The following is a 22315-nucleotide window of genomic DNA, read 5'->3' on the forward strand; positions in this document are numbered from 1 at the left end:
GAGAGAGTCTAGGAGCCTGTGGGTAAAGGGGTTCTGCGGGCGGACGCGCAGGCGTCGCGGCCCGGGTCCCGCGGGCCAATTCTACTGTGCATGGGGTTGTTTTCGAGATTTTTGTTAAGGCCCGCCCGAGCCGGCATGCGCGCTCACACGGCGGTGGCGTTGAGCCAGCCGAAGCGGATCGGAAAGCCTTCGCCGCCGAGCAGCGTCGTGGTCTCGTAGAGCGGCAGGCCGACGACGTTGCTGTAGGACCCCACCATCTTCACCACGAAGGAGCCGGCGATGCCCTGCACGGCGTAGCCGCCGGCTTTGCCGCGCCATTCGCCGGAGCCGATATAGGCCTGGATGTCGTCCTCCGAGAGGCGCTTGAAGCGGACGCGGGTCTCGACCAGGCGCTGGCGGAAGGCCTCGCGTGGCGTGACGAGGCAGATTGCGGTGTAGACGCGGTGATTGCGGCCCGAGAGCAGCCGCAGGCACTGCGCCGCCTCGTCCACGAGGTTGGCCTTGGGCAGGATGCGGCGGCCGACCGCCACCACCGTGTCGGCGGAGAGGATGAAGGCGCCGCGCAATTCGTCGTCGAGCTGCACCGATTTCAGCGCCGCATCCGCCTTGGTCCTCGCGAGACGATTGGCGCAGGCGCGCGGCAGTTCGCCCCGCTTCGGCGTCTCGTCGACGTCGGCCGGCCGGAGCGCGTCCGGCTCGATGCCGGCCTGGTTGAGCAGCGACAGGCGCCGCGGCGAACCGGAGGCAAGAACGAATTTGGGGCGACCGAGCATCAGGTGATTTGGGGGATGAAGCAGGGGGTGAATTGCGCGCGGAACCTATCGGAAGGGGGCTGATTTCACAACCCGGGAACCCGAGGTTTGGTGATTCGAGGTTTCCGATATGCCTGTGCCCTCAGTCTGTGACGCGGATGTTACGCCGGCTCTTCGCCTCTCCCCGCAAGTGCGGGGCGAGGGAGCGAAACAGCAATCGTCCCTCACCCGCTCGCCGCGCCTACCTTCGCGAACCGCCGGCGGATGCGCAGCAGGAGCTGGTCGCAGACGTCGCGGTAGGCGGCGAGCTTCTGGTCGCGGCTGCCTTCGATGGTGGTGGGATCCTGGGTCGGCCAGTATTCGACGTCGGCGGCGAGCGTGCGGGTCAGCTCCAGCGCCTTGTGATGCGCCTCCGGCGACAGCGTGATGATGAGGTCGAAATTCAGCCCCTCCCAGTCCTCGAGCTCCTCGAAGGTCTGCGGCTTGTGGGTGGAGATGTCCTGGCCGAGCTCGGCCATCACGCTGACCGCGAACGGATCGAGCTCGCCGCGCCTCGCGCCGGCCGACTTCACGTAGAGGCCCTGCGGAAACATGTGCCGCAGCAGGCTCTCGGCCATCGGCGAGCGCACGCTGTTCATCGCGCAGGCGAACAGCACCGATTGCGGATCGCGTGCGCGTGGGGGCGCAGCCATCCGCGTTTATCCCTTCCAGTGCAGAACAGTAATGAGCGTGAACAGCCGGCGCGAGGTCTCGAAGTCGACCCGCACCTTGCCCTTCAGCCGCTCCTGGAGCGTGCGCGATCCCTCGTCATGGATGCCGCGGCGGCCCATGTCGATGGCCTCGATCTTGTCCGGCGTAGCTGTCCGGATCGCCTGGTAGTAACTGTCGCAGATCATGAAATAGTCCTTCACGATCCCGCGGAACGGCCCCAGCGACAACAGATGCACGACCACGGGCGTGTCGTCCTCGCGGCGGATGTCGAACATCAGGCGGTTGCCGGTGATGCCGATATGCAGCGTGAACGGCCCCTTCCCGTCGGCGCCCTCCGGCGCGAACAGGTTCTGCTCGATCAGATCGTAGATCGCGATCGCGCGCTCGTGCTCGATGTCGGGCCCGGAACGGCCGATCGATTCCTCGTCGAGGCTGACCGCGACGATGCGATTGTTGGAGTCGTCCTGTTCGGGCGGCTTTGTCATGACAGATTGAGGCGCAATCCAATCGAGCGCGAATGGGCGTCCAGCCCTTCCGCCTTGCCAAGCGTCATCGCGGCAGGTCCGAGCGCACGCAGCTGATCCGGGCCGCATTTCAGGATCGAGGTGCGCTTGATGAAGTCGTGCACCGAGAGGCCCGAGGAGAACCGCGCCGAGCGCGCCGTCGGCAGCACGTGATTGGAGCCGCCGACATAATCGCCGATCGCCTCCGGCGTATGCGCGCCGAGGAACACCGCACCCGCATTGCGGATCCTTGCGGCGAGCGCGTCAGGGTCTGCGGTCATGATCTCGAGATGCTCGGCGGCAATCGCATCCGCAAGCGGGATGGCATCGTTAAGGTTCTTCACCATGATGATGGCGCCGAAATCGGCCCAGGAGGCGCTCGCGATCGCGGTGCGCGGCAGCGTCTTCAGCTGCGCCTCGACCGCCTTCTCGACGTCGGCGGCGAGGCGCGCTGAATCGGTGATCAGGATCGCTTGCGCGCTTGTGTCGTGCTCGGCCTGCGCCAGCAGGTCGGCGGCGATCCAGTCGGCATTGCCGGTGTCGTCGGCAATGACCAGCACCTCGGAGGGACCGGCGATCATGTCGATGCCGACCTTGCCGAACACCAGCCGCTTGGCGGCGGCGACATAGGCGTTGCCGGGGCCGACGATCTTTGCGACCGGCGCGATGGTGGCGGTGCCGTGCGCGAGCGCGGCGACGGCCTGCGCGCCGCCGACGCGGTAGATCTCGGTGACGCCGCCCAACTTTGCTGCCGCCAACACCAGCGGATTGAGCTTGCCGTCGGGCGCGGGCACCACCATCACGAGGCGCGAGACGCCGGCGACCTTCGCGGGCACCGCGTTCATCAGCACCGAGGACGGATAGGCCGCAGTTCCCCCGGGCACGTAGAGGCCGGCGGACTCGATCGCGGTGTAGCGCCAGCCGAGCTCGACACCGAGCGGGTCGGTGAAGCGCTCGTCTTTCGGCAATTGGCGGCGATGATAGGTCTCGATGCGGTCGCGCGCGAGGCTCAAGGCATCCAGCGTCGCAGCATCGCAGGCCTTCACCGCGGCCTCGATCTCGGCGGCCGAGATGCGAAGGCCGGATGCGTCCAGCGTCAGCCGGTCGAACTTTGCCGTGGCCTCGAGCAGGGCCGCGTCGCCGCGCGTCGCGACGTCGTCGACGATCGCGCGCGCGGCGGCCTCCACGTCGGCCGAGACCTCGCGCTTGGCGGCGAGGAAGGCCGCGAATCGCTGGTCAAAATCGGCGCTGCTGCGGTCGAGGCGAACGGGCATGTCTGGCTTGGCTTCTGGCTGGTTTCTCGGGGCGGATTGGCGCACCAGGTCCCCTGCTCAATGGCGCGGCGGCCTCCCGCCGTCAACCCTTGGCAGGCGTCGTCGTCGCCCATCGTCATCCTGCTTCGATGTCGTCCTTGCGAAAGCCAGGACCCATTACCCCAACTTGTTGTAATTGAAGCAGGATGTGGTTCCGGCCCACTCCATCACGACCACCGGTGGTAATGGGTCCTGGCTTTCGCCAGGACGACAGCAGGAGTGGGGTCTTTTCCATTCCTCACCCCTCCCCTTCGATCCCCGTCCCCAGTTCGTCCGCCCCGAGATCGGTCAGCTCGCATTCCAGGCATTCGACATCGAGGCGGATGGCGCCGCCCTGGGCGAACAAGAGCAGAGCGCTGCCGCCGGGCTCCTCGTCGCGGCCGTCCTGGGAGTGAAACTCGATCCCGACGAGGTCCAGGACCTTGTCCGGAGCTCCGATGTCGATGTTGCGCGATTTGCAGGCAAGCACGCGGTCGAAGCGGAGCGCGGCGACCAGCCGGCGCGGCTCGGCCTCGCCGTCCAGCGTCTGCTCCCAGTCCAGCCGGCTCATGCCGACCACCAGCCGCTTCTCGCTCTGCCGCCAGATAATGTCGGCGGCCTGCACCCGGGCATCCTGCACGTGGGTGGAGATCACGGCGAGATCGTCGGCATCGAGTGCGATCAGTTTGAGCTGGGGCGACATCGCCGGCATCTCTCCTCGGGGGGATACGGCCCAACGCGCGCGGCCGCGGAAATTTCCCTAGACCTAACAACCCGGCGGACTAGAGGCTATTGATATCCTCCATCTCCAGCACCTTGCGCGGATACCCCTGCCGGGCGACGCGGATCATAGCGCGGCCCATTTGCTCGGTGGAGGTGACGAGCCGCGGCGAAATCCGGCGCAGCACCGACCAGAGTGGCCAGGTTGCGGTATACACGGCCTGCACCCAGGCGGTCTTGGAGCGGGCGCCATGCAGGGGCTGGATCGCGCCGGGCCGGAACATGTAGGCGCCCTTGAACGGCAGCTTGAGCAGATCGTTCTCGGTCTTGCCCTTGATCCGCGCCCACATCCGCGGGCCCTGCTCGGTGGAGTCGGTGCCGGCGCCGGTGACATAGGTGAAGATCATCTGCGGATTGAGTCTCGCCAGCGTGGTCGCCGCGGCGAGCGTGAGGTCGTAGGTGAGATGACGGTAGCGCTCCTCGCTCATGCCGATCGAGGAGACGCCGAGGCAGAAGAAGCAGGCGTCGAAGCCGGTGAGCTGAGACTCGATCGCCGAATAATCCAGGAAATCGTCGTGGATGATCTCGGTGAGCTTGGCGTTGCGCACGCCGGTCGGGCTGCGGCCGACCACGAGCACGCGGTCGATGCCGGCATCGACCAGGCACTCGCGCAAGACGCCCTGCCCGACCATGCCGGTCGCGCCAAAGATGATGACTTGCATCGGGACGTCCCCAACAGCGTCGCGGCTCATGCGGCGACCGCGATCTCGTCGAAGGATACACCGGTCAGCGTTGCCGAGACATCCCACAGCATGGCCGCCGCAGCAAAATCCTTGGCCTGCGGCATGATCCTCGCCGGCACCGGCGGCCCCTTCAATTCGTAGAACCCGTTCGGACCGTAATAGCCGCCGGGCTCAGCCGCCGGAGATGTCGCCGCGAACAGCGTGGGCAGCGCGCCCTCGGCAGCGGACTGGCTGATCAAGGGTTGGAGCCACCGTCCTACCCGCCACGAGAGGGTGTTGGCGCCCGGCCCGTTCGAAATGAGATCGGTCCGCGCGTAGCCGGGATGAGCGGCAAGGCTGGTCACGCCCCAGCCGGCCGCGAGGCTGCGACGCTGCAACTCCAGCGCAAACATCAGCATCGCCAGCTTGGACTGGCAATAGGCCCGCCACGGACGATAGGAGCGCTGGCTTTGCAGATCGTCGAAATTGATCGCGCCGGAGCGGTGCGCAAGGCTCGAGAGATTGACGACACGAGGCGCCTTCGCCCGGCGAAGCTGCGGCAACAGGCGCGCCGTCAGCGCGTAATGTCCGAGATAATTGGTGCCGAGCTGCATCTCGAAGCCATCCTCGGTCTGCTGCCGTTTCGGCAGCGCCATTACGCCGGCATTGTTGACGAGGAGGTCGAGCTGCTCGTTGCCGGCGGCAAAGCGCTTGGCGAAATCGGCCACGGAGGACAGGCTGGCGAGGTCGAGATGCTCGTAGGCGATCAGCGCATTGGGAAACCGCTCGCAAATGCCCTCGATCGCCCGCAGGCCCTTTGCGTCGTTGCGTCCGGTGAGTATGACAATGGCACCGGCGCCCGCCAGCGCCATCGCCGTCTCGTAGCCGAGCCCGCCCGTCGCGCCGGTCACGACGGCGGTCCTGCCGCTGAGGGAGGGGATGTCTGCCGTGGTCCAGTCGGTCATGCCATAGCTCCAGGCTATCAGGGGGTGGAATAAGGCCTACGACCGGTCTAAATGTGCACTAAGTGCAAATTTGCAAGAGGTGAAATAATTTGAAGGCTTCGAAGCACGCCAGGAAACGCGCCAAGCCCTTGTCCTCCGGAGAAAAATCCCCGGCGGCGCCCGGCCTGCGCGAGCGCAAGCAGCAGCAGACCCGCGAGCGACTGAAGCGCGCGGCGATGGCGCTGTTCCTGGAACGCGGCTTCGGGGCCACGACCATCGACGACATCGCGGCCGCTGCCGACGTCTCGCGCCGCAGCTTCTTCCATTATTTCGCCTCGAAAGAGGACGTGGTCGCCGCCTGGCAGGAAGATGCCGCGGCCGCGCTGGTCGCCGGGATTCTCGCACGGCCTGCGGACGAATCCATGCTGACGGCGGCGGAGAATGCGATCGCGGCGGCGGTCAAACGGATCGATCCGACCGAGGCGGCTGCGATGTCGCGGCTCAAGCGCGACAATCCCGCGCTCCACGCGCGCGACCAGCTCAAATACGAAAAGCTCGAGCGCGCACTGGCGGACGGGCTTGCGCAGCGCTCCGGCCGCAAATCGGACCGGCTGAAGGCGCGGCTCGTCGCCATGATCGCCACCGGCGCGATGCGCGTCGGCGGCGAGAGCTGGATCGGCGAAGGTGCGCGGGAGAAGCCGGAGGCTTTCGTGAAGCGCACGTTCGATGCGATCAGGGCGATATTGAAGTGAAGTGCCACCCTCCCCTGGAGGGAGGGTAAGCGCGACCTCACTCCCTGAAAAACGCCAGCAGGTCCGCGTTGATGGTCTCGGCATGCGTGGTCGGCATGCCGTGGGGGAAGCCCTTATAGGTCTTCAGGATGCCCTTCTTGAGCAGCTTGGCGGACAACGGCGCGGAATCGGCGTAAGGCACGATCTGGTCGTCGTCGCCGTGCATCACCAGCACGGGCACGTTGATCTTCTTCAGATCCTCGGTGAAGTCGGTCTGCGAGAACGCGACGATGCCGTCGTAATGCGCCTTGGCGCCGCCCATCATGCCCTGGCGCCACCAGTTCTGGATCACCGCTTCCGACGGTTTCGCGCCGGGACGGTTGTAGCCGTAGAACGGGCCGGCGGCGATGTCGCGGTAGAAGGCCGAGCGGCCGGCGGCGAGCTGGACCTGGAAGTCGTCGAACACGCTCTTCGGCAGGCCGCCGGGATTGGCCGCCGTCTGCACCATCAACGGCGGCACCGCAGAGAGGATCGCGGCCTTCGCCACCCGGCTCTCGCCGTGGCGCGCGATGTAGTGCACGACCTCGCCGCCGCCGGTGGAATGGCCGACGTGGATGGCGTTCTTGAGGTCGAGATGCGCGGTGACTGCCGCAAGATCGTCGGCATAGTGATCCATGTCGTGGCCGTCGGCGACCTGCGCCGAGCGGCCGTGGCCGCGGCGGTCATGGGCGATGACGCGGTAGCCGCGGGTGACGAAGAACATCATCTGCGCGTCCCAATCGTCCGATGACAGCGGCCAGCCATGGCTGAACACGATCGGCTGGCCCGCGCCCCAGTCCTTGAAAAAGATCTCGACGCCGTCTTTGGTGGTGATGGTGGGCATTGTGGGACTCCTTCAGTGAAAATCATTCCGGGGCCCGCGAACCGCGAGCCGGCGGCATGAAGATGGTTGTGCGATGTTCCAGGGGCGATGCCTCGCACCGCCCGCGACGACGAGAATCGGGCGATCAGGCAAACGCCATCGGCTTGAAGCGGCGCCAGGCGCCGATGGTGAGCACCACGAAGAACACCAGCACGATGCCCTGCACCACTGCGAACACCGGGCCGGACGGCGGCGCCGGCGGCACAGCGGGTGCGAGCGCGGCGAGCGCCGGCACCTTCAGGAACGACTGGATCACCAGCACGAAGACGTTGAAATACAGCGAGATCATCGCGGTCACGATGTAGACCGGACGCCAGACGCCCGCGAGCTTCATGCCGTAGAGCGCGATGCAGGCGATCGCGAGCAGCACCAGCGAGATGATGCCGATGATGTGCGAGGGCAGCAGCTCCTTGAACGGAAACAGGAAGCCGGTCGCGCTGGTGAGGATCGTGAACAGCAGGAAGATCGCGGTGAGGCCCGGCATCGGTTTCGAGCCGAGCAGGCCGAACATCACGACGAGGCCGGCGACGATGGCGATCAGACTGATGATGACATGGACCATCGTGAAGGTGGGCAAGCTCAACCCAAGAACCATGACATCTCTCCTACTCTCTGCATTGAGATGGAGATTAGTATTACGCTCCTCATCGGATTGCTACATGCGCTGGCATCACACATGCGCGCGCAGCCATGCGTCGTCGTGCGAATCGACAAACGCATGGCTGAATTTTTTGCATCGCTGTCACAGACGACGGCAGTTTGCAGCCCGGATGGGCTGCGAGCTTTCAGGTTTCGACGAAAGTTGAATCGAATTTGGCGAGGCGCTTCGCGACTCACACTTCCTTGGTGTCGAAGATCAGCAGGTCGGCGCCGCCGCTGGCGAATTTCGGCACGTCGGCGCCGGTCGCCTTGCCTTCCGGGCTGCCGAATGCCGCCTGGATGTCGGCCACGCTGTCGAAGGTGAGAATGGCGACGAGGTGGATTCCGGAAGGACCTGCGGGAGATGCGACCGGCCCCTTGCTGACGGCGTATTTCTTCAGGCCGGGCAGTTTCTTGGCGAGCGGAATGTGAGTCTCGGCGTAGTACTTGTCGAAGGCCGCAGCATCCTTGGGCGTCTTGTAGAGCACGACGATTTCAGCCATTTAGTCCTCCCTTGAAACTTGTTGTTGGTAGATCCTCATGGTGAGGAGGCGCGTCAGCGCCGTCTCGAACCATGAAGGCCCGGCTTTGACAGCTGGGCCTCGATCCTTCGAGACGCGCGCTTAGGCGCGCTCCTCAGGATGAAGGGATAGTCTGTGGGACACGGCAAGATGGCAAGCCTCATTCGACTTGCCATTCCCTTGTCTTGTCCTTGTCTAAAGCGCCGGTTTTGCGGCGTCGCCGAGATAGCCGTGCAGGGAGGCAACGACCTGCGCGCCCTCGCCGATGGCGCCGCCGACGCGCTTGACCGAGCCGGAGCGGACATCGCCGACGGCATAGACGCCGGGCACGGAGGTCTCGAGCGGCGCGACGAGCCGGCCCAGATTCTGCTCGGACTGCGCGCCTGTGACGACGAAGCCGCCGCGATCGAGCGTCACGCCGCAGCCGTCGAGCCAGCCGGTGGCGGGATCGGCGCCGACGAACAGGAAGAGATTGCGGATGTCGGCAAAATCCTCGTCGCTCGACAGCCGACTCTTCCAGCGGATGCGCCGCAGCAGCGAGGCCTCGTCGCCCTCGAGCGCCGTGATCTCGGTGTTGAACATCAATTCGATGTTCGGCGTCGCTTCGATGCGCTCGATGAGATAGCGCGACATGCTGGCGCCGAGACCGCCGCCGCGAATGATCATCAGCACCTTCTTGGCGTGACCCGACAGGAACACGGCGGCCTGGCCCGCCGAATTGCCGGCGCCGACGAGGGCGACCTCCTCCCCGGCGCAGAGCCGCGCCTCGACCGGGGACGCCCAGTACCAGACACCGCGGCCCTCGAACGTGTCGAGATTTGCGATCTCCGGCCGGCGATAGCGCGCGCCGCTCGCGACCACCACCGCGCGCGAGCGCAACGTGTCGCCGCAATCCAGCGCGAGCGCGAAGGTGCCGGCACCGCGCGAACAGTCCAGCGACTTCACCGACATCGGGATCATGATCTCGGCGCCGAACTTCTGCGCTTGGGTGAAGGCGCGGCCGGCCAGGGCCTGGCCCGAGATGCCGGTCGGAAAGCCCAGATAGTTCTCGATCCGCGCGCTGGCGCCGGCCTGGCCGCCGAAGGCGCGGGTGTCGAGAACGGCGACCGAGAGACCTTCAGAGGCCGCGTAGACCGCGGTCGCGAGTCCCGCCGGCCCGCAGCCGACGATCGCGACGTCGTAGATCCGATCATCCTTCGCTCCGCCGATCATGCCGATGGCGCGCCCGAGCTCGATCTCGCTGGGATTGCGCAGCACGCTGCCGTCGGCGGTGACGACCAGCGGCCAATCCTCCGGCTTCGGCGAATAACGCGCGATCACCTCGGCCGCGTCGTGCTCGCTGTCGGCATCGAGCAGATGATGCGGCTGGCCGTTGCGGGTGAGGAAACCCTGCAAGCGCACCACGCCGGCGGAGTTCGACGGCCCGATCAGCACCGGGCCACCGACGCCGCCCTGGATCAGGCTGACCCGGCGCAGGATCAGCGCGCGCATGATGCGTTCGCCGAGCTCGGCCTCGGCGACCAGCAGGGCGCGCAGCCGGTCCGGCGGGATCAGGAGCACCTCGACATTGCCCTCGGCGCGTCCGTCGACCAGCGCCGGCCTGCCCGAGAGCTGGCCGAGCTCGGCCAGGAACTGGCCCGGTCCCTGGTCGATCACCGGGGTGACATGACCGAGCCCGTCACGCTGGGTGATTGCGACGTGGCCCTTCAAAATGACGAACATGCCGGGCCCCGGCTTGCCGGTCTCGAACAGCAGCTCGCCATCCGAATAGGTGCGGAGCTCGCCGAAATGCCTGATACGCTCGATTTCCGCCGGCGTCAGCGCCGGAAAGGTCTGCTCGGGGCGCGTGAACCGCGACATCAGCGCGCCACTGTCGGTTGGTTGCTGTCCGTCCTGCCCCATTGCCACTTCACTCAACTCCAAAAATTTGAACCGCCGGATTTTAGCCGCCGGTCTTGCCGGCGGTCCCCTCATCTAGGGAGCCATCTTCGTTCTGCGAGGGGTCGGCATTTGCAGCGCGTTCGCGCGCCTGCACCTTCCGCCGCTTCAGGTTTTCGCGCAGCGCCGACTTTAGCCGGTCGTCCCGGGACGACCTCGCCTGTCTCGAATCCTGCCTCGTGGTCTTGTCGTTCTCGTCAGCCATCACCGGTCCATTACAGCGGTCGGCGATAACATGCCCCATGAACGTGGCAGCTCAAGAGGCCCGCGCGATCCGATCGTGCGAAACTCCAAAATGAGTCGAATCCGGCAGCCCCGCCAACTGGCCAGTTGGGTGGGGAAATCGGAACCCGAATCGACGGAAAGTCGGCCGTTTCGAACAAAAACGGGCATTTTGACCCCGATATCCGCCCGATTTTCTCGTTTTGGCGGAGCTAGCAAGCTTGCACAGGAGGGGGGCTTGTGGCAGATATCGGCCCGCTTGGTAGGCCCCTTGTGGCGGCCGATTCTTATCCCAGCACATGCTGCCGTAGCTCAGTGGTAGAGCACTCCATTGGTAATGGAGAGGTCGACAGTTCAATCCTGTCTGGCAGCACCATTCATCCTGCTGAGAACATTGATTTTCTTGAAATTTCGGTCCTGAGTGCCACACAAAAGTGCCACACAGACCAATGGTTTCTCTGAAGTTCTCAATGTCCCAGCGTGCCGGCTCGACCGTTCCTCAATTCCGAATTCGTGTTCCAACCAAGATCGTCGATCGACTACGCGGCAAGCGCGTTTTGCTCAGCATCAGCACACCAGAGGACTATCCATTCGTCCGGACGGTGACGATCGGAAGCGACGTAGCGTTTAGCCTCGGGACAGACGACAAGACCATTGCGGAGGCGCGACAGGCCAACGCTCTGGATCATCTTCGCCGGTTGTTCGATCTGACCGAAGCGCCACCGATCAATCTCAGCCACAAAGACATGGTCGCGCTGAGCGGCGAGACGTATCGGCTGTATCAGGAAATTCACCGCGACAACCCGGGCGAACCTGACGCATGGATGTATCACAAGGCGCTCAGTCGCGCGGCGCTTGAGGGTCGCATCAAGAATCCACCGCCAGCCGCGTTGATGCCGAACGAAGCGAACACCGCCCTTGAACTCTTCGGGACTGGTGATCTTACTGCCGCAGTGAACGCCTTCCCGGCCGATCAGTACGACGCGCTGGAAGATCGGTTCGGGCTGCTCGCGGATTGGGTTCTGATCCGACAGCGCATCCACCTAAACCCGAATGATCGGCGACGCTTCCTGCGCCTTGTCGGAACGGCCAGCCTTGATGCCGGCTGGCAGCTCCGGCGCAACGCTGAAGGTGACTACAGCCCTGATCCGAAGGCGCAGCGTTTCCCACCCATCGAAAGCGTAGCAGCGATCAAGCCGCGGCAGACGATCACCGGCCTGCTTGACTTGTGGTGGGCTGAAGCGAAAGCAACTGGCCGCAGTCGGACCACCTATGACACTTACAAGGGTGCGATCGATCGACTGGTTAAGCATCTCGGTCACGACGATGCTAACCGCGTGACCGAGCAGGACATGATTGCGTTCAAGGATGCCCGTCTGAAGGTCGTGACCGCCAAGACCCTGAAGGACGGTGATCTGCCGGGGATCAAATCCGTTTTTGGCTGGGCCGTAGACAATCGGAAGCTGACGAACAATCCGGCCGACGCAGTCAAGGTCAAGGCAGAAAAGAAAATCAGGACCCGACCGAAGGGCTTCACAGATCAGGAAGCCGGCGCGATCTTCGAGGCCTGCTGTTCATACGTGCAGAAGCCGAAAGAAGACCCGAGAACGGCCGCCGCCAAACGGTGGGCTCCGCTGATCGCCTGCTACACCGGCTGCCGGATTGCGGAGGCGTTACAGCTTCGGAAAGAGGATGTTCGCACCGAGTCAGGCCACCATGTTTTTGATCTCAATCCACTTGCTGGAAGCATCAAGACCGGGACTTACCGGCTGGTCCCCGTCCACCCACACCTGATCGAACTCGGGTTGTTGCGCTTCGTCGCTGACTCGGGAGACGGCCCGCTGTTCGCGAGAGGCAGCTACAAACGTGTTCTTGATTTCGTTCGGGCAGTGGTAACCGACGAACGAGTCCAGCCTAACCACGCATGGCGGCACCGCCTCAAGTCAGTCAGTCGTAACCTTGGATTCGATCCGCGTGTCGTCGACGCCATTCAGGGCCACGCGGCCCGAACATCTGGCGAGGACTATGGCGACGTGTCTGTGCTCGCCATGGCCCGTGTGATTAATGCCATCCCCCGGATTGCAAAAACGCCCCCGGCCTGAGTGGCTAAGGGCGTTGAGGGCCCGGATGGGCCAGTTATGGCTTACTCATAAGCGCTCCAAGCGGGGCAGCGCCGATGTCTGTTCTACGCTCGACAGCGGCGGAATAGCGGACGTCCCTCAACCGGCGCTTTGGGCCATGAGCCGACATCGCTCCAATCAAGCGGCGGTACTTGTCAGGCTCCTTAGCGGCCGTAGGGGAAGCAGCGGTTGCGATCGAGTGTGAGACCGAAATGCGCTCCCAGCGCAGCGATGGCCGCTTCCTGCTGAGGATAAGGATCGGCATTGGATGCGGCAACGATGATGATCCGGAACCCGCCGCGATCCTTGCCACCCGGTGGCAGCATCGCTGTAGTCAGTGCATTGCCCTCCCTGTCGCGCAACGTGAGGAAAAGCGGCATCTCTCGCTGTACATGGGCCTCGAGGCCGATGTCGCGCTCGATCGCGTTGGGCCGCTCCGGACGCCAGGACTGGACTGCCTTCTCCCGCTCGCGGCAGAAATATTTCTCGACTGTGTGGCTCATCAGGCGCGACTCATGCGCCGCTTCACCTTCCGTCTCGATACGGAACCAGGTCTTACCCTTCGGCGCGTCGCAAACGTACTGCATTTCGCCCGTCCTGCGATCGCCGCAATTCTAGGGCGGCCGGCCTGCAAAGCCAATATGAGACTAGCTCCCGTGTATAGCGCTGCACGATCAGAGGGGCTAAGAGTTCTTGATTGGACGTTGAAGTTCTAGTGAGCCCAAACCATAGTAGGCCGAACCGGAACAATCCACTTCAAGGAGCGTACCGATGCATGACGTAAGGGAAAAGCAACGCGAAGCCCGCCGGAAGATCATTCGCCAATGGGCGAAGCTTCCGAAGGATAAACGGCAGTCTATGGAGGGGATTTCTGAATTCGCCAGGACCGCCGCTCAGCAGAACGAGAAAGCATTCGTCCGCAGTCGTCGCGATCCGCATGAGAAGATCATGGGATGGCTATTGCCGCGTGCTCACCTCTGAACGACTGAGTCCTCTGCACATCCTTCGAAGGCGACACCGAAATTTCGGCAAAGTCATCGAATGTCCTGCCGTGTCCGAACCCCCGGCGGGGCCGCTACAAAGCGACGAGATAACTGTGAAGCTGAAAGCAACCATCATCGTCGCAGCGCTGCTAGCTGCAACGGCTGCACATGCCGAGACGATCGATCTGAAATGCTGGGCGCGGGGCCTTACGGGTAGCGAGCGCAACTCGGTCTACATAAACGGGGAACAGGTCACCGTTAATCTGGACCAGGGGACGATGCACTCTCGGACATTCGGAAGCAATTTGGCCGTCCACGTCACGGATACGCACTTGTTCTTTGAGACGGCGCTTACGCTCGGCAACATTTGGCAACATCTGTTCGACCCGACCGCTGTCTGGCAAGGTTTCATCAACCGCGTCGACGGCACGCTTAAGGCGCATAAACGCGACGGTACTGTCATCAGCGGGCACTGCCAACTGGTCGGCTGAACCTGCCCATGTCGCAGATGGGTCAACCTGCGAAGAACTCAGGTTGAGCAAATCTGGTCCGCTCTGCCGCCATGAGCGGACCTCTGTCAGGCGCAGCGCAACTTCGCCGATGGGCCAGAGCCCAAGCTCACCACGCATCCGCCGCGGGGGCGCTGGCGATATGGCAAGCGAACTAGGCCAGTGGCCTCATCTGGCAGCACGGACGTCCTAGGTCAGGAAGTACCGCGCGAGCCCCCGTCGATCTCCGCGGTCTCGATTGAAACCTCGTGGAATACCTGCCCGTCGATCAAGTGCATCAGGCTGTCGGCTGCTGATCTCGCAGACGCCTGATGATCTCCACGGACTCTGAATAGGGCTGGCAAGATGAATTCGATCGCGGTCTCTACTGGATGGCTCTTCACGGTGATGCTTTCCTTTCAACGCGACCGAACGTCGATCGCGACTCGAATATGATCGATCGGCGTTTGCATTGGAATTTGTATTGACGCAAACGGGGAAAAAAGTTGCCCGGCCCCTTAGGGCCAAGCCGTTCTTGTTAGGTGTATTCAGACTCACTATCGTGAGCGCGCCAGTTCATGGACTCGTCGACACGGCGCTGGACCAGCGTGGCGAGCGCTTCCGGATCATGGCTGTTGCCATTGATGTGGATCGCGACGTTGCCGCCTGCACCACCGACGAAGCCGCCCCTCATCGGGACGCCAGACTGCGGAGCAGCGGGAACGTTCTTTACCGCGTCAACCGGCGACGGGACCTGACCGATGGGATTGCCGCGACGAACCATCAGGTTTTTGTCTGCGTCGATCCAGTGCTCACGAACCGAGTCACCGTCATTGCCCGCCAGCATCTTGATTTGCAGTCGGCCATTGTGCATGCGGGTCTCGCCGGTCGCGAGACCGACGTGGCCGCCCGGCTGATTGTATCCGCGTCCGTTCGTCTGAAGCAGAACGTCATTGCGCTTGACGTCGGGCGGGCTGATCGCGGAGCCCCATTTCTGGAAGCTGTTCGCCACCGCGCTGCCTGTCCCGTTGCCTCCGGCCGCTTCCAAGGCCTTGTTGACGAAGCGAGCACACCAAGCGTTTGACTTGCCTCGCACGTCACCGCCAAGGGCTGCCGCCAACACACGGTTGTCGGTATACTCGTTCATGCCCTTGTACTTTTCGGCCCACGCCACGGCATCGCCGCTGCCGGCAGAACCACCGCCGGACAACGCATTCATCTGCTTGCGCACGCCCGCGGGCCAGCCCCCGTTCAGTCTACGTGGATCATTCGCGGCGCGGACAGGTGCATAGCGTTCCCCCATCCTGTCGAGGTTGCCACCGGCCAGGCGGTAGTTCTTTGCGACTACTTGGCCCGCCCGGCTGATGCCGGCATCGAGACTGGCGAATTGCATCTTTTTCGCCATCCCGGTTGCCGGGTCCATCAGGCCTGCCACGTTGTTTCCCGACAACACATGACCGTTGCCGGTTTCGTGTGCGATCACGCCGGCCAGCAGCGCAGGTGAGATGCCGTTGGCTCTGGCTGCCGCGACGATCTGATCGTACTTGCCTGCGAGAGGAGTACCGGCGAACTTCTTGTCGAAGGCCGACCTGCTCATATCGTCAACACTGCCGCCTCCGCCGTTGAATGACGGGATGTTACTGCGCTTGATGATGCCAGATGAGCCTACGCCGAAGTTCGGGAGGATGCCGCCCGGCGTGACGTTCTTCCACAGCGCATCGGGAGTGCCGACGCCGCTGACGACACGGTTCATGTTGGCTGCTACGGCGGTGCCACCGCTCAGCCCAGCGCGACCACGGGCGCTAAAGTCGGTGCTGATGAGCGAAGCACGTTCGATCTTGCCGCTGAACTTATCGAGCTTGTCACCAAGGTAGCTCATCGGGTGAACGTCGGCGGGGTTGAAGCCCTCGCCGGACTGCTTCTGATACAGGTCTTTCTTGTGCTGGCGTTGACGCTCTCGCCATTGGCTCGTCGTCTCCCCGGGCCGCTTCTTGGCGGCGTCCGAGATGCCGGTGTCGTTGTTCTCTGCCAAGAGCCAGGCGAGCAACGCGGTGGTTCCTACAGGGTTGGCGCTGGCGGCCCCGAGCAACGCCCGACCAGTGAGCAGGCCGGCGATGCGGCTGATGATGTTCGCGAAGCCGGAGAGCACGGCGATGACGGGGGCAAGCAATCCGAGTGCGAGAGACAAGCCGACGATCTGGCCGGCCAACCTACCCAGGACTTCGGCGCTGTTGCCGTCCTTACCCATGATGCTGGCGGTGGCCTTCAGCATGGTGATGAGGGTATCGGAGATCGACTTCAATCCGCCGACGAAGCCGGACGCGAAGCCGATGATCCTGTCTACGTCGATCGACGATATTTTCGCCGCGATCTTGTCGAGAGCTTCCCCCATGTTGGAGACGCCGAAGGCCTTTTTCAGCCTCTCAACAAACTCTCTCGACTTCTCCCCGATCCGGCCGGAGGTGACGATGCTGGTGTGCTTATCGAACCAATCCGATACCTCAATGAAGCTTTGCTCGAATCCGCCTCCGAATTTTTCCCAAGCGAGACCGAACATTGCCTTGATGCGGTCCCATCGCTTCTGAAGCGAGTTGAGTTTGGTCCGGGAAAATCCGGACACCACGTCGCTCTTTTCGTCGATTTCCTTCAAGGTCTCCCGGATTTGATCAGAAGCCTTGGCCATCTGCACCAGTTCATCACGCCATTCCCGCATGCCGGCGAGGTTGGCGAATTTCGCCCTGGTCTGCTCGCTCATGTTCCGCATCTTCGAGAACATGTCGAGCATGAACTCAGTCGGTGCGGCGGCCATCCGCTGAGCCATCTGCGACCTGCCGCCGTATCCGATCATTCGAGCTGCCTGATCCAGATCCTTGGCGCGCTGGCCGCGAGCATTGCCGGCGTTGGCAAACTCAGAGGTCAAGTAGCCGAGGAATGTGCCGGCCTTGTTCGGCTGGAGACCTGCCGAGTTGCCAACAGACGTGAACGCGGAGAGATCGGTTTCCTTCATCTTCGTCGTGCTCAGGGCGGACAGAGCGCGCTTGTTGGCCTCAACCACTTCGTTCGGGTCTGCGGCAGTCGCGGCGGCTGCCACGGCAACAGAGGTCATCATCCGAGCCACGCGGGCAGGATCAGCGTTACGGACGTTTCCGTACAGGCTGGTTGCGGTCTTACCGGCCAGCTTCATCAACTCCCCGATGTTCATCTCCAGCGCGGACGACGCTTCCAGTGCGTTCTCGGTGATCTTTTTCGCGGCAGACCCGTCAAAGCCCTGCTTCAACGCCTCGGTGTAGCCGTCCAGTACAGCCGCTGCCGACTCTCCGAACCTGACCGCGACTTGAAGTTGAGCTTATGAGCAGCCGAATCAGAACCGGTTTTCCACGGTTATTCGCACCGGCGGAACCAGCGCCTCGGAGATGGCCCCATAGCACTCCGTGTCAGGCGAACTCGTTCAGAGCGAGAAGTTGAAGGGGCTCGGAAGTTTCAGTCGATATCTTGTGGAGTTGTTCTCGCGCTTCACGAGATAGCCGGTTATCACTGTAGGCAACGATGAACTGACGGGCTGATGCAACTTCTGCGTGGTTTGGGGGGTAAGGTGGGGTTCGACGAATTCATACGAAAGTGGAAGAGCGTCGAACTAAAAGAGAGGGCTGCGGCCCAATCCCACTTCATCGACCTATGCAGAATGCTGGACGAGCCAGCGCCTACGGATGTCGATCCCAAAGGCGAGTGGTACGCTTTTGAGCGTGGCGCGACCAAGACCACCGGTGGCGAAGGCTGGGCCGATGTTTGGAAGCGCGATCACTTCGGGTGGGAGTACAAAGGCAAGCGGAAGGACCTCAAAGCAGCTTTTGCGCAACTGCAGCAATATGCCTTAGCGCTGGAAAATCCGCCCCTACTAGTCGTCTGCGATATGGATAGGTTCGAGATCCATACTAACTGGACCAACAGCGTCTCTGTCGTTCACGGCTTTACGCTTGACGATTTACGTGACCCCGACGTTCGGCAAAAGCTTAAATGGGTCTTCTCTGATCCCGAGCGACTTAAGCCTGGCAAGACGAGGCAAACCTTAACCGAGGAAGCCGCTGCCGAATTTGCAACGCTCGCACAGAAGCTTCGGGATCGTGGTCATGAACCGGTTGCCGTCGCACATTTTGTGAACCGCCTTGTCTTCTGCATGTTCGCCGAAGATGCGGAATTGCTTCCGAACAAAATGTTCCTGCGCATGTTGCAGGCTGCCAAGAGCGAACCCTCAAAGTTTCGTCGACATGCTTCCACTCTGTTCGCAGCAATGAAGGATGGGGGACTGGTCGGATTCGAGCAGATTGAATGGTTCAATGGCGGTCTGTTCGACGATAGCGAGAGCCTGGACCTCGAAGCAGACGAGATCGTCATATGTCTCCGCGTCGCGGAACTCGATTGGAGCGAGGTCGACCCTTCAATTTTCGGAACTTTATTCGTTCGAGGTCTCGATCCAAACAAGCGGTCTGAGACGGGATCGGAATACACCGATCGCGAAAAGATAATGATGATCATCGAGCCAGTGATCACTAAGCCTCTTTTAAACGAATGGGAGCGTGTACGAGCGGGAATTGCCAGCTACCTGGATCCAGCACAGCGCAAATTGGAAAGCGAGATTGAGAGCGCAGCCGCCCGAAGCCCCGTTCGTGTCCGAAGAGATCGAGCATCTTTGCGACTACATAAACGACAACTGGTCGATGAGTGCCGTCCATCTCGCTGCGTATGTTTTGTGGCGGCTCAACTGGATCCATCCCTTTGCAGACGGCAACGGGCGCACGGCTCGCGCGGTGTCGTACGTCGTGATGAGCATCAAACTGGACAGCTTGCTGCCCGGCGCACCGACAATTCCCGAACAGATCGCTGGAAATAAGAAGCCCTATTACGATGCTCTTGAAGCGGCCGATCAACGCCTCACTGAGGGCGTAACATGACGGCATTGGAAGACATGCTGGACGGGATGCTGGCGAAGCAGCTCGTTAACGCTGCCAAGCAAGCGAAGGGCGAGGCACAAAACCCTTCAGGCCGCACCTATCACTGACACGTAAGAGTACCTGCGCGGACGAACAGCGGCGTCATGCTGCCGAACCCATTCGCCGCTGATCATTGCCGAGCAGTTCGGCACGTTGGAGTCGCTGTAGCCCGGACCGATTGATCCCGGCCTCGGTCACGCCGAGCTTGACGGGTTTACGTTTGAGCCAAGTGTTTTTGCCCGATGGGTCAACCGCGCGCGGGCGTCTCAGCTTTCGACCCTCGCCAACGTCGCACGCGCCACTCCATCCCGGGTTCCACCGAGCCATTCTCATGACGCAATCTCTGTCTTAGTCGGTGAGAACCTAAAACACTGCGTGAGGACCACTCCGGTTCGCACAACGGTTCCGTAGCCAAGGGGTTGGCTCGAATCCGCAAGGGATTGGCGCAAGTACATGAACGCTGCCGCGTTCGCTTGACCATGTTTGCGGGATCGGGAACCGGACGCTCGAAAAAATCACAGGAGTTATGATGCTGTTCCGCTCGAGCGCCGCGATTTGCGGCGCCCTGGTTGCGCTTGCCGTTTCTGTTTCCGTTGCTCGAAGTGAAGTGCGTGGCGTTCACTCGAGCACCGTCGTGGATGCCGCCTCTGGGGAGGCGATCGTTGGCGCAGCATCCATGTACAATCCGTTCAAGCCCGGCAAGGAAGAGGGCGGTCCGAACACAGCCTCCGGCGAGCATTATGATCCCTCTGTCTGGGCGGCCGCCATCAAGACGAATTTGCGTCGGAAGTTCGGTGGGGTCCAATTTGGCGCAAGGCCGAAATATGCCCTCGTCGAGGCCGTCGGCAAGAAGGTCATCGTCAAGATCAATGACGTGGGGCCATTAAGGCCCGGCCGCATCATTGACCTCAACGAGCGGGCGATGCGCCATTTCGATCCAAGCCTGGAGCTCGGAGTCATCGACGACGTAAGAGTTAGCCCACTTTCAGGGGACTATTGGATCCCGGGACCGGTGGGCTGAGCGTCCCGCGCGAAGGAGGTCGTGCACGTCTCGGACAGCGGGGGCGTCCCGATGGCCTCCTCGCCCCGGATTCACCGGGCCATGTTCATGCTATTCGGCTGGGCGCAAGCAGAGGAGATTAACCCTAACTCAGCTCGCTTAGGCCAAGCAGGGCCCTCTTGTGACTAATGTCACAGAGCAAGCATTTGCTTTTCGTCATGCTCTGTCTAATCTTTCACACTGCATTCCGGGGGGACTGCTGTGAGTCGTTTTGGTCCTTTTGCTTTATTAATATTCGCCGTCTTGCTTGCCTGCGGTCCGGCCCATGCCGAGAAGCGCGTGGCGCTCGTCATCGGCAATTCGGCCTACAAGAGCGTCCCCCGGCTCACCAACCCGGCGAACGACGCCACCCTGGTCGGCGGCATGTTCAAGAATGCCGGCTTCGACAATGTCGAAGTCAGGCTCGACCTCAACGCCGCCGACATGCGCCGGTCGCTGCGCGAGTTCGCGGGCAGGACCCGCGATGCCCAAGTTGCCGTCATCTACTATGCCGGACACGGCATCGAGCTGGACGGCACGAACTATTTGATCCCCACGGATGCTGCGCTGGAAACCGACGGCGACGTGCTCGACGAGACCGTCGCGCTCGACCGGGCACTCTTTGCCGTGGAGCCTGCCAAGCAGCTTCGCTTGGTCATCCTGGACGCCTGCCGGGACAATCCGTTCGCCAAGACGATGAAGCGCACGGTCGCTTCCCGCGCCATTGGCCGGGGTCTCGCCAAGGTCGAGGCGACCAGCCCGAACACCATGATCGCGTTTGCGGCAAAGGCGGGCTCGACGGCCTCGGATGGCGACTCCAAAAACAGCCCATTCGCTGCAGCCCTGGTCGAGCGGCTGCCGACGCCGGGGCTCGATTTGCGCAAGGCCTTTGGCTTCGTGCGCGACGATGTCTTGAAGAACACCGGCTACAAGCAGGAGCCCTATGTCTATGGCTCGCTCGGCGGCGACGACGTGCCGCTGGTCGCAGCGAAGCCGGTCGCGACCGGGCCGCAGGCAAGCCCCGACAGCGAAATCCGGCGCGACTACGAACTGGCACTTCAGCTTGGCACGCGTGAAGGATGGACTGCCTTCCTCAACCGCTTTCCGAGTGGCTTCTACACCGATCTCGCCAAGGGCCAGTTGAACAAGATCGCCGCCGAAGAAACCCGCACTGCGGCCGCAGACAAGGCTCGGCAGGCAGAGGAGGAGAAGGCGCGGCTTGCGGTGGACCGCGCCAAGAAGGCCGAGCAGGACAAGGCGGCTGCCGCTGCCAAGGCCGCCGAGGACGCCCAGCTGGCGGCGGAAAAGGCCAAGCAGGTCGAGGAAGCCAAGGCGGCTGCCGCCGAGCAGCGCAGGAAGGATGCCGAGGCCGCAGTAGCCAAGGCGCTCGCCGACAAACAGGCCGCCGAGAAGGCGCTCGCTGACAAGATCGCGAACGACAAGGCGGCTTCCGAGCTCGCCGCAAGACAGGCGGCCGAAAAGAAGGCGCAGGCCGACAGCGAGCAGAAAGTCGCAGCCGTTGCCCCAACTCAGTCGCCGCCCGGTCTCTCGCCGCAGGAGACTGCCAAACTGGTGCAGTCAGAACTCCGTCGTGTCGGATGTCTGACGGGCGCATCGGACGGAGAATGGAACGCCTCCGCGCAGCGCTCACTGACCCTGTTCAACAAGCATGCCGGGACGAAGTTCGACACCAAGCTGGCGAGCTTCGACGCCCTCGACGCCCTCAAGAGCAAGCAGGGACGCGTCTGCCCGCTGGTCTGCGAGCGCGGCTTCAAAGCTGACGGCGATGCCTGCGTGAAGATCACCTGCCGCGCAGGCTATCGCGTCAACGACGACAACGAGTGCGAGAAGGTGCAGGACAAGAAGCCCGTCGCGACCCGCGAGGACGCCAAGCCGCGCGACGACGAGAGGAAGAAGGTCGAGGCAGCGCCGTCGAAGCCGCAGGCGACGGGCCAGATGATCTGCGGTATGGCAGGTTGTCGTCCTATAAAGCCGGGATGCCGGCTGCAGGAATACCAGCAGCGTGTAACCGGGGGCACTGGTCAACCCACCGAAGTTTGCAACTGAGAACACGGCTGTA

The 22315-nt window shown here is 62.8% G+C and carries 20 protein-coding genes, 1 tRNA gene and 2 pseudogenes; 9 read left to right on the plus strand and 14 right to left on the minus strand.

What is annotated here, in order from left to right; translation table 11 throughout:
* Positions 1–143: 143 nt before the first annotated feature.
* The 7 genes from XI09_RS38450 to XI09_RS38480 form a co-directional block, all read right to left on the minus strand.
* Positions 144–773 (minus strand): Maf-like protein, encoded by a 630-nt coding sequence (locus XI09_RS38450; protein WP_271571556.1) that lies wholly within the window; start codon positions 771–773, stop codon positions 144–146.
* 203 nt (positions 774–976) lie between these two features.
* Positions 977–1444: an arsenate-mycothiol transferase ArsC gene (locus tag XI09_RS38455; protein WP_271571557.1), complete on the minus strand. Its 468-nt coding sequence runs from the start codon at positions 1442–1444 to the stop codon at positions 977–979.
* Positions 1445–1450: 6 nt separating this feature from the next.
* Positions 1451–1948 carry a UPF0262 family protein gene (locus tag XI09_RS38460; protein ID WP_271571558.1) on the minus strand — a complete coding sequence of 166 codons (498 nt, stop codon included), beginning with the start codon at positions 1946–1948 and terminating at the stop codon, positions 1451–1453.
* Positions 1945–3240: a histidinol dehydrogenase gene (hisD, locus tag XI09_RS38465; protein WP_271571559.1), complete on the minus strand. Its 1296-nt coding sequence runs from the start codon at positions 3238–3240 to the stop codon at positions 1945–1947. Before hisD ends, XI09_RS38460 begins: the two co-directional genes overlap by 4 nt.
* A gap of 277 nt (positions 3241–3517) precedes the next feature.
* A complete protein-coding gene (locus XI09_RS38470; RefSeq protein WP_271571560.1) occupies positions 3518–3961 on the minus strand; it encodes a DUF2948 family protein in 444 nt (147 codons plus the stop codon).
* A gap of 79 nt (positions 3962–4040) precedes the next feature.
* A complete protein-coding gene (locus XI09_RS38475; RefSeq protein ID WP_271571561.1) occupies positions 4041–4700 on the minus strand; it encodes an NAD-dependent epimerase/dehydratase family protein in 660 nt (219 codons plus the stop codon).
* Between the two features lie 26 nt (positions 4701–4726).
* Positions 4727–5665, minus strand: a complete 939-nt coding sequence (locus XI09_RS38480) for an SDR family oxidoreductase (RefSeq protein WP_271571562.1) — start codon at positions 5663–5665, stop codon at positions 4727–4729.
* An 89-nt stretch (positions 5666–5754) separates the two neighbouring features.
* Between XI09_RS38480 and XI09_RS38485 the strand changes: the two genes are divergently transcribed.
* On the plus strand, positions 5755–6396 hold the full coding sequence (locus XI09_RS38485; protein ID WP_271571563.1) for a TetR/AcrR family transcriptional regulator: 642 nt from the start codon (positions 5755–5757) through the stop codon (positions 6394–6396).
* A gap of 37 nt (positions 6397–6433) precedes the next feature.
* On the opposite strand, the gene XI09_RS38490 is transcribed toward XI09_RS38485, so the two are convergent.
* From XI09_RS38490 to XI09_RS38510, 5 genes are all read right to left on the minus strand, one after another.
* Positions 6434–7258, minus strand: a complete 825-nt coding sequence (locus XI09_RS38490) for an alpha/beta fold hydrolase (RefSeq protein ID WP_271571564.1) — start codon at positions 7256–7258, stop codon at positions 6434–6436.
* Positions 7259–7382: 124 nt separating this feature from the next.
* A complete protein-coding gene (locus XI09_RS38495; RefSeq protein ID WP_271571565.1) occupies positions 7383–7892 on the minus strand; it encodes a hypothetical protein in 510 nt (169 codons plus the stop codon).
* Positions 7893–8130: 238 nt separating this feature from the next.
* Positions 8131–8439 (minus strand): EthD family reductase, encoded by a 309-nt coding sequence (locus XI09_RS38500; RefSeq protein ID WP_145640321.1) that lies wholly within the window; start codon positions 8437–8439, stop codon positions 8131–8133.
* A 213-nt stretch (positions 8440–8652) separates the two neighbouring features.
* The gene (locus tag XI09_RS38505) at positions 8653–10359 is read right to left on the minus strand and encodes an FAD-dependent oxidoreductase (protein WP_271571704.1); all 1707 of its coding nucleotides are present in this window, start codon (positions 10357–10359) and stop codon (positions 8653–8655) included.
* Between the two features lie 40 nt (positions 10360–10399).
* Positions 10400–10600, minus strand: a complete 201-nt coding sequence (locus tag XI09_RS38510; protein ID WP_271571566.1) for a hypothetical protein — start codon at positions 10598–10600, stop codon at positions 10400–10402.
* Positions 10601–10918: 318 nt separating this feature from the next.
* On the opposite strand from XI09_RS38510, the gene XI09_RS38515 reads away from it, so the two are divergent.
* Both XI09_RS38515 and XI09_RS38520 read left to right on the plus strand, forming a co-directional pair.
* Positions 10919–10993 (plus strand) — tRNA-Thr (locus XI09_RS38515).
* Between the two features lie 94 nt (positions 10994–11087).
* Complete coding sequence (locus XI09_RS38520; protein WP_271571567.1) at positions 11088–12719, plus strand: hypothetical protein; 1632 nt, start codon at positions 11088–11090, stop codon at positions 12717–12719.
* A gap of 182 nt (positions 12720–12901) precedes the next feature.
* On the opposite strand, the gene XI09_RS38525 is transcribed toward XI09_RS38520, so the two are convergent.
* Entirely contained in the window at positions 12902–13324 is a 423-nt protein-coding gene (locus XI09_RS38525; protein ID WP_011087400.1) for a hypothetical protein, read from the minus strand.
* A 184-nt stretch (positions 13325–13508) separates the two neighbouring features.
* Between XI09_RS38525 and XI09_RS38530 the strand changes: the two genes are divergently transcribed.
* Positions 13509–13718 (plus strand): hypothetical protein, encoded by a 210-nt coding sequence (locus XI09_RS38530; RefSeq protein ID WP_011087399.1) that lies wholly within the window; start codon positions 13509–13511, stop codon positions 13716–13718.
* Positions 13719–13833: 115 nt separating this feature from the next.
* Positions 13834–14211 (plus strand): hypothetical protein, encoded by a 378-nt coding sequence (locus XI09_RS38535; protein ID WP_271571568.1) that lies wholly within the window; start codon positions 13834–13836, stop codon positions 14209–14211.
* A gap of 535 nt (positions 14212–14746) precedes the next feature.
* Here XI09_RS38535 and XI09_RS38540 read toward each other — a convergent pair.
* Positions 14747–17527: pseudogene (locus tag XI09_RS38540) on the minus strand (phage tail tape measure protein); the annotation flags it as partial.
* A gap of 243 nt (positions 17528–17770) precedes the next feature.
* On the opposite strand from XI09_RS38540, the pseudogene XI09_RS45860 reads away from it, so the two are divergent.
* The 4 genes and pseudogenes from XI09_RS45860 to XI09_RS38555 all read left to right on the plus strand — a co-directional run.
* Positions 17771–18544: pseudogene (locus tag XI09_RS45860) on the plus strand (type IIL restriction-modification enzyme MmeI); the annotation flags it as partial.
* 328 nt (positions 18545–18872) lie between these two features.
* Entirely contained in the window at positions 18873–19157 is a 285-nt protein-coding gene (locus XI09_RS38545) for a Fic family protein (protein ID WP_271571569.1), read from the plus strand.
* A gap of 565 nt (positions 19158–19722) precedes the next feature.
* Positions 19723–20217, plus strand: coding sequence for a septal ring lytic transglycosylase RlpA family protein (locus tag XI09_RS38550; protein WP_333939178.1), 495 nt, complete (start codon positions 19723–19725; stop codon positions 20215–20217).
* A gap of 240 nt (positions 20218–20457) precedes the next feature.
* Complete coding sequence (locus XI09_RS38555) at positions 20458–22302, plus strand: caspase family protein (protein WP_271571571.1); 1845 nt, start codon at positions 20458–20460, stop codon at positions 22300–22302.
* Positions 22303–22315: the final 13 nt, after the last annotated feature.

It is taken from the genome of Bradyrhizobium sp. CCBAU 11386 (genome assembly GCF_028128955.1).
Classification (GTDB): Bacteria; Pseudomonadota; Alphaproteobacteria; order Rhizobiales; family Xanthobacteraceae; genus Bradyrhizobium.